The 11,897-nt window shown below is 73.2% G+C and carries 13 protein-coding genes; 5 read left to right on the forward strand and 8 right to left on the reverse strand.

Going from position 1 to position 11,897, the window contains the following annotated elements; genetic code table 11:
• Window positions 1-504: hypothetical protein (locus ABZW32_RS36965; RefSeq protein WP_356224870.1), on the reverse strand; the 504-nt coding region annotated here is incomplete at its 3' end.
• Window positions 505-777: 273 nt separating this feature from the next.
• Window positions 778-1,887, reverse strand: a complete 1,110-nt coding sequence (locus ABZW32_RS36970; RefSeq protein WP_356224872.1) for a M20 family metallopeptidase — start codon at window positions 1,885-1,887, stop codon at window positions 778-780.
• Here ABZW32_RS36970 and ABZW32_RS36975 point away from each other — a divergent pair.
• On the forward strand, window positions 1,886-2,011 hold the full coding sequence (locus ABZW32_RS36975) for a hypothetical protein (protein ID WP_356224874.1): 126 nt from the start codon (window positions 1,886-1,888) through the stop codon (window positions 2,009-2,011). The genes ABZW32_RS36970 and ABZW32_RS36975 overlap by 2 nt on opposite strands.
• 317 nt (window positions 2,012-2,328) lie before the next feature.
• Here ABZW32_RS36975 and ABZW32_RS36980 read toward each other — a convergent pair whose 3' ends face one another.
• From ABZW32_RS36980 to ABZW32_RS36995, 4 genes are read right to left on the reverse strand one after another with little or no spacing between them, the layout of a single operon-like run.
• A complete protein-coding gene (locus ABZW32_RS36980) occupies window positions 2,329-3,900 on the reverse strand; it encodes an amidase (RefSeq protein WP_356224876.1) in 1,572 nt (523 codons plus the stop codon).
• Entirely contained in the window at window positions 3,897-5,114 is a 1,218-nt protein-coding gene (locus tag ABZW32_RS36985) for an MAB_1171c family putative transporter (RefSeq protein ID WP_356224878.1), read from the reverse strand. Before ABZW32_RS36985 ends, ABZW32_RS36980 begins: the two co-directional genes overlap by 4 nt.
• 14 nt (window positions 5,115-5,128) lie before the next feature.
• Complete coding sequence (locus tag ABZW32_RS36990; protein WP_356224880.1) at window positions 5,129-5,677, reverse strand: hypothetical protein; 549 nt, start codon at window positions 5,675-5,677, stop codon at window positions 5,129-5,131.
• Between the two features lie 36 nt (window positions 5,678-5,713).
• Window positions 5,714-6,202, reverse strand: coding sequence for a helix-turn-helix transcriptional regulator (locus ABZW32_RS36995; protein ID WP_356224881.1), 489 nt, complete (start codon window positions 6,200-6,202; stop codon window positions 5,714-5,716).
• A 135-nt stretch (window positions 6,203-6,337) separates the two neighbouring features.
• Between ABZW32_RS36995 and ABZW32_RS37000 the strand changes: the two genes are divergently transcribed.
• The 3 genes from ABZW32_RS37000 (at window position 6,338) to ABZW32_RS37010 (ending at window position 8,726) form a co-directional block, all read left to right on the forward strand.
• Window positions 6,338-6,763 (forward strand): tyrosinase family oxidase copper chaperone, encoded by a 426-nt coding sequence (locus ABZW32_RS37000; RefSeq protein ID WP_356224882.1) that lies wholly within the window; start codon window positions 6,338-6,340, stop codon window positions 6,761-6,763.
• A complete protein-coding gene (locus ABZW32_RS37005) occupies window positions 6,760-7,587 on the forward strand; it encodes a tyrosinase family protein (protein ID WP_356224884.1) in 828 nt (275 codons plus the stop codon). Before ABZW32_RS37000 ends, ABZW32_RS37005 begins: the two co-directional genes overlap by 4 nt.
• A 131-nt stretch (window positions 7,588-7,718) precedes the next feature.
• Window positions 7,719-8,726 carry an alpha/beta hydrolase-fold protein gene (locus tag ABZW32_RS37010; RefSeq protein ID WP_356224885.1) on the forward strand — a complete coding sequence of 336 codons (1,008 nt, stop codon included), beginning with the start codon at window positions 7,719-7,721 and terminating at the stop codon, window positions 8,724-8,726.
• A gap of 16 nt (window positions 8,727-8,742) precedes the next feature.
• Here ABZW32_RS37010 and ABZW32_RS37015 read toward each other — a convergent pair whose 3' ends face one another.
• A complete protein-coding gene (locus ABZW32_RS37015) occupies window positions 8,743-9,411 on the reverse strand; it encodes a VanZ family protein (RefSeq protein WP_356224887.1) in 669 nt (222 codons plus the stop codon).
• Window positions 9,412-9,622: 211 nt separating this feature from the next.
• Window positions 9,623-10,606 (reverse strand): helix-turn-helix domain-containing protein, encoded by a 984-nt coding sequence (locus ABZW32_RS37020; RefSeq protein WP_356224889.1) that lies wholly within the window; start codon window positions 10,604-10,606, stop codon window positions 9,623-9,625.
• Between the two features lie 55 nt (window positions 10,607-10,661).
• Here ABZW32_RS37020 and ABZW32_RS37025 point away from each other — a divergent pair.
• The coding region (locus tag ABZW32_RS37025) for an MFS transporter (protein WP_356224891.1) at window positions 10,662-11,897 on the forward strand (1,236 nt) is incomplete at its 3' end.

The raw sequence follows: 11,897 nt of genomic DNA on the forward strand, positions 1-11,897 counted from the left end.
GGGGCGGCGGCGCGGGACGGCCTCCGGGGCCGCTTCGGGCGAGGAGAAACCGCCGGCCACGGCCACGCGCGCCGGGGCGGTTTCGGCCGAGGGCTGCGTCCGGGGTGCGGGCGCCTGGCCCTGGGCCCGCCCGAGGACGGTGATGTGGTGGATGAGGCGTGCGCAGGCCTGGCAGATCTCGGCGAGCGTCCAGACCTGCCCCACGGCCGGGTTGTGGATGAGGACGAGCAGCGGCGATCCGGTGCAGGAGGCCCGGCTGTCCTCGTGGTAGGAACAGTCGGCCGCGCGGCAGGCACACGCCGCGTTCGGACGTACGGTGGCCAGCCGGGCGTGCGCCCTGATGTGTTCGGCGGCGAAGCGCCGCATGGCCGCGGTGTCCTTGGAACGGGGCGGCATACGGCACGCCCCGGTGCTGCAGGTGACGGAGACGGTGTGGTCCGCGTGGCCGGTCAGGCGGACCGTCCAGGTCCGTCCGGCGACGCGCGATGCGGGCAACATGGTCATAGGGAAACCGTTCGTTCACGAAATGCGGTGGTGTGTGCCCTGGTCGGCGGTCTCAGGTGCGGGGCGGGGAATCCGACGCTGCGGGCTCGGCGGGCTCGGCGCGTTGGCGGAGAGCGCGTGTCGAGGTGGCTGTCGCACGTCGTGCGGGGCACGGGCCGTAGACGGCCTACTGATGTTTTCGCACGTGGGCGGTGGGCTGTCAACGGAGCACCCCCACATCGGCGCAGCGGGCATCACCCGCCGGGCCGTGTCCGGCGCCCGGAGGCGGCGCGCTCAGGCCTCCCGGGAGGCGCGGATCGCCTCGACCAGCCCGGTGACGAGGTGGGCGCGCGGCACCATCGCGTCGACCACCAGGTATTCGTGATCGGCGTGGGCTCCGCCGCCGACCGCCCCCAGCCCGTCGAGGGTGGGTACGCCCAGTGCCGCCGTGAAGTTGCCGTCGCTGCCCCCGCCGACGGCCTTGCCCTCGATGTCCGGCTGGAGGCGCCGGGCCACCTCGAAGAGTTCCGCCGAGGCCGATTCCGGCATCGGGGGCCGGCCCACGGCGCCCCGGACCGAGATCCGGGCCTCGTCCAGGTGCGGGGACAGTGCGGCGAACGCCGACTCGATCCGCTCCCGCTCCGCGTCCGACTCGACCCGTACGTCGACGATCACGGTCGCCCCCGCCGGAACCACGTTGTCCAGGGTCCCGGCCGAGGCCACGGTCGGCGTCACGGTCGTCCCGGCCTCCGGCCGGTTCAGGGCGGCGATGTCCAGTACCTGGTGGGCCGCCTCGACCAGCGCGTTCACCCCGGCCGCGGGCTCCAGCCCGGCGTGCGAGGCCCGGCCGGTGATCGACACCTGGAAGGTGCCGCACCCCTTGCGGCCCGTCTTGAGTCCCCCGCCGTCGGCCGCGCCCTCGAACACGAGCACCGCACCGCAGGCGCGGGCCCGCTCCTCGATCAGCGCGCGGGAGGATCCGGAACCGACCTCTTCGTCGGCGGTCACCAGGATCTCGACGCCCGACAGGTCGTCCAGCGCGGCCAGTCCGTGCACGGCCTGCACCAGTCCGCCGAGCATGTCGAAGACACCGGGGCCCGTCGCGTGCCCGTCCGCCACGCGGAACGGCCGCCGCTCCAGCGTGCCCAGCGGGAACACCGTGTCGTGGTGGCCGAGGATCAGCACCCGGGGTTCGCCGCCGCCGGACCAGTGCACGTGCGGCCCGGCCTCGCTCTCCACCAGGACGGCCCGCCCGCCCAGGCGGCCCTCGATGACCTCCGCCACCGTCTTGGCCGACGCGCCGAGGGCGTCGAGATCACGCGACGGGGACTCGACCTCGACCAGCGTCCGCAAGTCGTCGAGCATCGAGTCGACCCGCACGTCGACGCTCCTGTGCATCCTCATGCCCCAAGGATACGTGGCGCGCCCCGGCCGGGCGGACCTGCCCCCGGCGGGTGTCGCGGCGCCGGCGGCCTCGTGCCGCGCACTGCTCGAACGCGCCTCGCGGCGCTGGACGAAGCAGCCCTGACGGTGCGTGGCCCGGCCCGGTTCACGGCCGTCGCAACGGCCGTCGCAACGGTCTTCGGCGCTGCCGTCGGCGCGGTTCGCGGAACCGACGGAGGGGACTGCCTCCCGCCATCGGGGCGCGGGGTACTAGGATGATGATCGTAGGGCCCGGATGCCGCATCCCCCGTCGGTATCCGGGCCCTTCATGTCTTGGCGGGCCCGGCGGCCCGCAGGAGTGCAGTACGGAGGGGCCCCGGGAGAACCCGGGGCCCCTCCGTCGTGCGGGCTCGTCCCGCCCCACCCCCGTGGGGGCAGAACGAGCCCGGTCTCGGGGCCCGCTCAGCCGGTGAAGGCGGGCGGGCGCACGGGATCGGGGAGCCGGCGGGCCAACTGCCCCGCGAGGGCGACGACCGTGCGGTCGGCCAGGTAGGGGCCGATGATCTGCACGGCGAGCGGCAGCCCCTCGGCGGTCCGGCCCGCGGGCATGACCAGGGCCGGGAGCGAGACGTGGCCGGCCAGGTTCAGCCAGGCCGTCTGGTCGAAGTACGGGCGCTTCACGCCGTCGACGGTGATGTGCCGGCCCGGGACGGGCGTGTCCGTCTGGTCGTCGACGGCGGCCGTCGGCGCGGCCGGGGTGATCAGGACGTCGTGGGTGGCGAAGTACTCGGCCCAGCGGCCGCGCAGTTCCTCGCGTTCCTCGTTCGCGCGCAGCCAGTCCCGGTGCCGCATGGTCCGGGAGTGCAGGAAGAGTCCTGCGGGGGCGTCGGCGGGGATCTTTTCGGCGGCCTCGACGTCCTCGGCGAATCCGGCGTCGGGGGCGGCGGCGCTCGCCGTGGCGTACATGAGGCGCTGGAACAGCCGGTCGCTGCCGGCGAGGTCCACGGGCCGGGTGGTGTCGTCGACGGTGGCCCCGGCGGACCTCAGGAGTGCGGCGACCCCTTCCATGAGCCCCCGGGTGTCCGCGTCGACGTGGCAGTACGCATCGTCCTGCCACAGGCCGACGCGGTACTCCGCGAGACGGCTCCGCCGCGGCGCCGGGAGGTCGATCCGCCAGGCCGGGGCGTCGGCCGGTGAGGGGGCCGCGAGGACGTCGAGGAGGAGGGCAAGGTCCTCGGCGTCGCGCGCGATCGGTCCGAGGGTGAGCATGTCGGAGCTGGTCAGCCAGCCGGGCGGACGCGGGATGTGCCCGCGGGTGGGCACGATGCCGCCGCTGGGCCGCAGCGCGTACACGCCGCAGTAGGCGGCCGGGAGGCGGAGCGAGCCCGCGAGGTCCGAGCCGACTTCGAGGCTGGTCAGGCCCGCGGCGACGGCGGCGGCCGGACCGCCGGAGGAGCCGCCCGCGGTCTTCGCGGCGTCGTGGGGGTTGCGGGTCCTGCCGAAGAGGGGGTTCGAGGTCTGCAGGTCCTGGCACATCACGGGGACGTTCGTCTTGCCGACGATGACGGCGCCGGCGGCGCGCAGGCGCGCCACGGTGTCGGCGTCCCGGTCGGGGACGTGGTCGGAGAGGTCCGGGGACCCGCAGGTGGTGCGGAGCCCCTTGGTCTCCAGGGCGTCCTTGAGGGTGATGGGCAGGCCGTGGAGGGCACCGAGCGGTTTGCCGGTCGCGGCGAGGTGGCGGTCGGCCGCGTCGGCCGCCGCGCGGGCTCCGTCGGCATCGAGCGTGACGACGGCGCCCAGGCCGGGGTTGGTCCGGTCGATGTGCGCGAGGGTCTGCTCCAGCAGGGCCCGGCTGGTGACGGTGCGCCGGCGCAGCGCGCCGAGCTGTTCACGGGCGGGTGCGAGGTGCAGGTCAGCGCGCGGGGGGCGGGCGGCGGCGCCGGCGCGGTTGCGCGCGGCCGCGGGTGTGGAGGCCATGGCCGCCGCCGCGGCGACGGCCGTGCAGGCGACGATCAGGGTGCGGCGCAGGATCACGGGCGGGCTCCTGAGGTGATGCCGCGGGAGGCGTCGCGGCTCTCGGGCGTGGGCGGTGTGAAGTAGGAGGCGACGCGCTGGAGGTGGAGCAGCTCGTCCTCGGTGGTGGCGAGGGGCAGTGCCGCGTCGGCGTACTCGGCGGGTGCGGCGACGGGGTCGTCGGCCCGGTGACGGACGAGGGCGGCGTGGATCTGGTCGGCGGTGACGGCCGCGACGAGTTCGGCGCCGGTGAGGCCTTCGGCGCGGCGGCGGTCCTCGGCGTGTTCCCGGGCCGTCGGGTCGAGGTAGCGGCGCATCAGTTTCTGGCCCTGGCGGATCTCGACGCGGCGGCGCAGCAGGGGGAAGTGGGCGCTGCGGCCCCGCAGGACGTCCTGGCGCTGGCGGGCGGGGCGGCGCAGGGTGATGCCCGGGTCGGCCTGGTCGAGGGCGGTCCAGAGGGGGGCCAGGCGTCGGTAGCGCAGGTGGGTGGCGCTCCAGCCGAGGGCGCTGGTGGTGCGCCGCGCGACGGTGGGGATGAGGTAGCCGATCTGGGTGAGGGTGGCGCCGATGTCCCCGCAGGCCCAGGCGAATTCGTTGAGCCCGGCGACGCTGAATCCGGTTTCGGCCCCGACCACGGCGGCGATGCGGATGCCGCTGTAGCCCAGGGTGATGACCGCGCCGACGGCCACGAGGCGCAGGCTGAAGGCGATGGACCGGTCGGTGGCGGTGCGCGCGTACTTCCAGCAGGAAAGGGCCAGGTAGATCTCGGCGACGCTGTACATGCCGAAGTAGAGGAGGACGTAGGCCTGGAAGACCGGGTCGTGGGCGTAGTAGAGGGAGAAGTCGGTGGGCCGGGTGGTGGCCGGTGTGAGCAGGGCGAACAGCACGGCCATGGCGGTGATGACGGCGCCGGCGGCGAGGAGCAGGTGGCGGCTGCGGCGGCGGGCCTCGTCGAGCGGCTTGGACCAGTGGGCCAGGACGGTGGCCTGGAGCGCGAGGACGAGCATGACGAAGCCCTGGGCGATCGGCACGACGATGTTGGGGACGCCGAGGAGGCCGTCGATCCGTACCCAGACGGGGGTGAGGGAGACGGCGTAGCTGAGCGCGGAGAAGCCGTAGGTGAAGGCAAGGGCGACGAGCGCCGGGTCGCGGCGGCTCCGCCGCAGGTCGCGGAAGAGGATCAGGAAGCCCGTACCGGCGATGGCCAGGCACAGGGGGTGAAGTACGTCTTTCACGGGTCCCTATTCGGTCAGCGCAGCAGTGTGCGGGCTATGGGGTCGGCTTCCGGGGTGTCCGCGACGCGTACGGGGGTGGCGAGGCGCTCCTGGAGGAGGGAGCCGAGCAGTTCGGCTTCGAACTCCTGCGGCTCGTTGTAGCGGGTCCGGCCGAGGACGAGTTGGACGGTGGCGGGGTCGATGTCGGTGATGAGTCCGCCGAGGTTGCCCGCGGCGAGGGGGGTGTCCCCGCGGTGGCGTCCCAGCATGTGGCCGAACTCGTGGCCGACGATGATCTCGGCGTGGGCACGGCTGATGGCGGTGTCGTAGAAGACGTAGTCCGTGTCTCCGGTGGCGAGCCACAGGCCGCACGGGGCGGAGGCGTCGAGCGAGTCGGGGTCGGCCGGGTCCGAGGCGAAGGGCATCAGTTTGATCGAGCGGTCGAAGCGTTCTTCCATGAACGGGACGAGGTCCAGGACGCTGTCGACCGCGGGAAGGTCGAGACCGTCCACGAACGCGCGGTTGCGGCGCTCGATCTCGTCGGCCTCGTGGTCGGCCGCGCGCTTACGACGCCTGGGCCACATGGGGCTTCCCCTTCCCGTCCGGACGGTGGACGCTGGTCACGGCAGGTCCCTTTCGGGATCGGCGGGCAGACCTTCCTCTTTCCGTACGGCTTCGAGGGCCGCCAGCACCTTGCGCTGGCCGGCGGCGGAGACGCCCATCGCGCGCAGGGCGATCTGCTCGACTCCGTTCTCCTTCAGTCTGCGCAGGATCTCGAACTGCGTGGTGATCCTGCGGGTGACCTCGTCCTCGACGAAGTAGGAGGCCTCCACACCGAAGAAGCGGGCGAGCAGGGGCACCATGGTGATGGTGGGGGTCCGCTTGCCCGCGCGCAGGTAGCTGATGTGCGAGCGGGTGTAACTGTCCTCGCCGTAGGACGAGATGGTGCGGGCGACGTGGGCGTTGGTGTACTCCTCCGCCCCCGGCGGGCGGACCCGGTCGAAGAGGAAGTTGAGGCGGTCGCTGAAGGGTGCCCCGGGGCCCGGAACCGGTACCCGGCCCGATCGTGTCGTGTCCGGTCCATCGGGACTGCCGTCTGAGTCCGCCACTGCGTACCGCTCCCTTTCATCAGGCGTAACTATAGTTGACGCCCGTTGCGCGTAACTATAGTTGACGCTCCGGGATGCCGGAGCACGCGGGGGCGCCGCGCGGCCGTTCGCGGACTTCTGATACCTCTACGGGCCATGAATACGATCACTCGAAGACAAGCCTTCGGCATCGCCATCGGCGCCGCCACAGCAGTGGGGCTGACGGCCTGTGACAAGGCGGGCTCCGGCTCCGCCTCGGCGAGCTCCTCGCCGAACGCCAAGGCCTCCGGCCCGGCGCTCTCCATACCCACCGGCGGCATCGACGAGGTCTTCGAGGGCCGCCGCATCCAGATCACCCTGGACCCGGGCGCCCACCACGACGGCCAGCACATGCCGGGGATGCCGACGATCAAGATCGACGGCAAAGAGCTGCACCTCATGCGCAACGCCGACAACAGCTGGGTCACCGTGGTCAACCACTACGAGACCTTCGCCGACCCCATCTCGGCCGCCAAGGCCGCCGTGCGCGACCTCCAGGGCGCGAACCTGATCCCCTTCACCCCGAAGGGAGAGGCCCTGTGACCGTCCGCAAGAGCCAGTCGAAGCTGACCGCCGAGGAGAAGCGCGCCTTCACCAACGCGCTCCTCGAACTCAAGCGCACCGGCGTCTACGACCGCTACGTGAACGCCCACAACAGCTTCCTGATGAACGACAGCGACTTCGGCGACCGGGTCGGCCACCGCGCCCCCTCGTTCCTCCCCTGGCACCGCCGCTTCCTGCTCGACTTCGAGTCGGCCCTGCAGAAGGTGGACCCGAAGGTCTCGTTGCCGTACTGGGACTGGACCGTGGACCGCACCGCGTCCTCCTCCCTGTGGGCCGCCGACTTCCTCGGCGGCACCAACCGGGCCCGCGACGGACAGGTGCTCGACGGGCCCTTCGCGTACGCGGGGGGCAAGTGGGCCGTCACGGTCGGCGTGGACGCGCGCACGTACCTGCGGCGCACCCTCGGCTCGGGCGGGGCCCAGCTGCCGACCAAGGACGAGGTCAACTCCGTGCTCGCCATGCCGACGTACGACGCGGCGCCGTGGAACAGCACCTCCGGCGGGTTCCGCAACCACCTGGAGGGCTGGCGCGGCCCGGGTCTGCACAACAAGGTGCACGTATGGGTGGGCGGGCACATGGCCAGCGCGGCGTCGCCGAACGACCCGGTGTTCTGGATGCACCACGCCTTCATCGACATGCTGTGGTCCGAGTGGCAGCGCCGGAACCCCAAGTCCGCGTACCTGCCCGCCGCCCCCACGGCGAACGTGGTGGACTTCCACGGCAAGCTGCGGCCGTGGAACGACGTGACCCCGGCCGACCTGATGGACCACCGCAAGTTCTACACCTTCGACACCGAGCGGTAGTGCGCCGCGGGGCGCCGGCGTGGCGTTGATCACGCCGCGCCCCGCGGGCCGGACGGAACCACCCGTTGCGAGATCGACTCTTCCTTCCCGATTGCAGTTTTGGTGATGTTTGACGGGTTTGGAGTCATCGAGTGAAGTCCCGGTCCACTTTCCTGGCGCCTGTCGCCCTCCTGGCCTCCTCCCTGCTGGCGGCGGGCTGCTCCAACGGCCCCACGGAAGCCGCGTTCGACGGCAAGGCCCCCGCCAAGGAGTCCAAGGGCGGGCAGAGCGCGGCGCCGCAGGTGCCCTCCAACGTCCAGATGCCGACGAACATCCGCAAGTGGAACCTCCAGCGCGAGCTGAGTGACGGCACCCAGGTCATGTGGACCACCCTCAAGGGCCCGAAGTCGGGCTTCGAGGGCCGGGTGTGGGCGTGGGTGCCCAAGCAGTACAAGGAGAAGAAGTACGAGAACAGCGCGTTCCCGGTGCTGACGGCGCTGCCGGGCGCCTCCGGCTATCCGACGAACTACTGGTTCGGGGCCGACTTCAAGCTCCAGGAGCGGATCGCGCAGCAGGTCGAGGCGGGCAAGTCGCTGCCGTTCATCGTGATGATGCCGGTCCTGAACGCCAAGCTGGACCAGTACTGGGACGGCAGCGACATCCCCGGGCAGCCGAAGATGGGCACCTGGATGTCCGACGACGTACCGGACCTGGCGCGCGAGAACTTCCGCACCTACAAGGACCCCAAGGGGTGGGGCTTCTTCGGCTCCTCGGCGGGCGGTTACGTCGGCATGAAGATGGTCCTGCAGTACCCGGACCGGTTCAGCACGGCGGTCGCGGGCGGGCCCGACACGGCGCCCGATTCGCCGTTCTGGAAGGACCACGAGCCGGAGCGGCTCGCCAACGACCCCGGCCGGCTCGCCGAAGCGCTCGCGAAGAAGACCGGCCCGAAGGTCCACATCTCCTTCCTGCTCGGCGACAAGGAGGAGGGGGCGAAGGTGAAGGCCTTCAAGGAGAAGATCGGCAAGGGCCCCATCGAGACGGACCTGCACATCATCCCCAACGCCGGGCACGACGGCTACAAGTACGCCGACGGGCTCTTCCAGGGCCCGCTGGAGTGGATCAGCAAGCGCATGATCGGTCCGGTCCCCAGCGCCTGATCCCGCGCGGCGGCCCTCAGGGCGCGCCGTCGCCCGTCGCGGACGCGGGCACCTCGGGGGCGCGACGGGGCCGCCGCTGCCACCAGTGGCGGCGGCGCGGGTGGACCGCCCGGCTCGCGCGGCGGCCGAGGAGGAGGTAGCCGAGGAGCGCGCCGGCGGTGTTGAGGATGACGTCGTCGACGTCGAAGGCCCGGCCCGTCACCAGCGCCCCCTGGACGAGCTCGACGAGCGTCATCACGACGGCGGTCGCGAGCGCCAGGCGCAGCAGACCCCAGGTCCGGGGCAGGAGGACGGGCAACAGCACCCCGAACGGGACGCCGAGCAGGAGGTTCCCGCCGAGCTGCTTGGCGGCCTCCCGGGCCGGCGCGGCGTCGAGGTAGGCCCGGATCGAAGCGCCCGGACGGACGTTGCCGTGGACGAGGCCGGCCGACGCCGCGGACGCTTCGAGGGTGATCCGGGCCAGGACGCCGGCGAACAGGACGGTCCCGGCGAACGCGGCCGCCATCGCCAGGGCGCGGACGAGCGGACGGGCGGGCGGGGGGTGCGCCCACGACGGTTGCGGGGACGGGGGCGTCGGGGACACGGGCGGCGGGGACACGGGCGGGGGCGGCGGGGCGGCCTTCCACGCTCCGCGGCGCCACGCGTGGCGCCATCGCCCGGCGGCGGCCTTCTTCCGCACATCCACGGGTCCACTCCCTCCGGGCCGTTCCGGTTCCCGCGGGGCGGCCCGCCCCGGGACCGCGCGTGTACCCCGCCGCGGCCCGTCCACACGCTCCGCCCATCACGGACGGCGGGGTTCCACGGTCCCGCTCCACCCGCACCCCTTCCACCGGCCCGGGCCCGTTCCGACTCCCGCGGACGGCCGCTGGGCCCCCCGACGGCGAACCGCCCGGGGTTCAGCCGCCGAAGCCGGTCAGCTGATCGCCCAGGAGGCTGCGGCGGTACAGGACGTGCCGCCCGTCGCGCGCCCGGGTCACGAGTCCGGTCGCGTACAGCACCCGCAGGTGCTGCGACACCGCGCTCGGGGTGACCCCGGTGCGGCGGGCGATCTCGACCGTGGGGAGCGGTGCGTCGAGCAGACCCAGCAGCCGGGTCCGGGACGCGCCGAGCAGCGACACGAGGGCGGAGGGGTCGGGGAGGGGCGCGGGGGCCCACAGGGTCGCCAGCCCGCGGCTCGGGTACGACATCATGGGCGCCTCGTCCGCGCCGACCGGTGGTGCGGGTTTGTGCGCGAACACGGACGGTACGAGCAACAGCCCCCGCCCGCAGGCCCGGGCGTGGTACCGGGCCAGCATGTCGCCGATGTGCAGCACCCCGTCGTGCCAGCGCAGGTTCGGGTGCATGTCGGCGAACAGCAGGCGGGCGCCGCCCACGGCCAGTTGCCGCGCCCGGTACGTCATGTCGGCCTCCAGCAGCAGCCGCATCCGCGGCCACATCGGCTCGACGGCGATCTCCCAGTACCGCCGCAGGAGGTCGCACAGGGCGTCGCGGAGCGCGAGGACGGACGCGTCGTCGGCGGCACGGGCGGCACCCAGCGCGTCGGGGAGCGGGTCCGGGGCGTGCGTGGCCAGCAGGTCGCGCCGGACCGTGGCGGCGGCGGTCCGGCCCACGACGGCCAGTTCGTCCTCGAAGGCCGGCTCGAAGCACGTGGGACGCGGTGTGAGGAAGTCGGGCAGCGTGCGCCGCGACGCGACCAGGGACATCAGCAGGCCGGTGTCGAGCCCGCCGAGCCCGCCGAGGACGGCGCGGCGCCACGGGAGGTGCAGCGCGGACAGTCCCGGGTCGCGCAGCACCCGGAGGCTGAGCACGGTCTCGTGGAGGGGTGAGACCGCGAACCGCGTGTCCGCCAGGTCCTCGACGCCCAGTTCGTAGCTGATCATCAAGCCATACGCTACATCGATTGGCGCGCGGCCCCCGTGCCGTGGACTTCCCCGCATGACACCTCCGACTCCCGCACGGGAACCGGCGATCGTCACCGAGGGGGCCGCCGCGCCGCGGCTCCCGGGTGACGGGACCACCGCCCCGGGTCCCCGCACGGTGCTGCTCCTGGCCCTGACCTGCGCCGTCGGCGTGGGCAACGTCTACTTCCCGCAGGCGATCACCCCGCTCGTCGCGGCCGGTCTCGGCACGACGCCCGATGCCGCGACGCTGGTGGTGACCGCCACGCAGATCGGTTACACGGCCGGGATACTCCTGCTGGTGCCGCTCGGCGACCGGATCCCGTACCGGCGCCTCCTCGTCACCCTACTCCTCCTCGCCGGGCTCGGCCTCCTCGCCGCGGGCTGCGCCCCCGCCCTGCCGGCCCTCGTCGCGGCCGGCGCGTGCGTCGGCGTCACCACGGTGGCCGCCCAGCTGATCGCCCCGCTGGCCGCGGGGATGGTGGCCCCCGACCGCCGCGGGGCCGTGATGGGCACCCTGCTGAGCGGGTCGATCGGCGGGATGCTGCTGGCCCGTACGTTCAGCGGCACGCTCGGCGAACGGCTGGGCTGGCGTGCCCCGTACCTGGTGGCGGCGGTGGTGGTGCTGCTGCTCGCCGTGGTCCTCGCCCGCGCCCTGCCGGTCACCGCCCCGCCGCCGCCCCGGCCGTACCGGGCTCTTCTGGCGGAGTCCCTGAGCCTGTTGCGCACCGAGCCGCAGCTGCGCCGTTCCTGTCTCTACCAGGCGACCGTCTTCGGCGGTTTCTCCGCCGTCTGGACCTGTCTGGCCCTGCTCCTGGCCGGTCCGGCCTACGGTCTGGGCGGGCAGGCGGTGGGAATGCTCGCCCTGGTCGGGGCGGTGACCATGTTCTGCACTCCGCTCGCCGGGCGTCTGGTGGACCGCAGGGGGCCCGATCCCGTGAACCTGGTGTGCCTGCTCGGGGTCCTCGTCGCGGCCGGGGTCCTCACGGCCGGCGCCCTGGGCGGGACGGCGGGGGCGGCCGCGCTGGTGGTGGGCACGCTGCTGCTGGACGTCGCGATGCAGTGCGGCACGGTCGCCAATCAGGCCCGGGTCTTCGCCCTGCGCCCCGACGCCCGCAGCAGGCTCAACACGGCCTACATGACCTGCGCCTACCTGGGCGGCAGCGCGGGCTCGTGGGCCCCCCGGTCACAAGATCCTCAGCGCCGGACTGGTCGTCGTCGCGTCGTCGCACGGAGGACGGCCGGACCGGTGGTGGGGACGGACAGCAAGATA

Origin of the sequence: Streptomyces sp. NPDC004667 (assembly GCF_040609475.1) — a bacterium.
Lineage (GTDB): Bacteria > Actinomycetota > Actinomycetes > Streptomycetales > Streptomycetaceae > Streptomyces.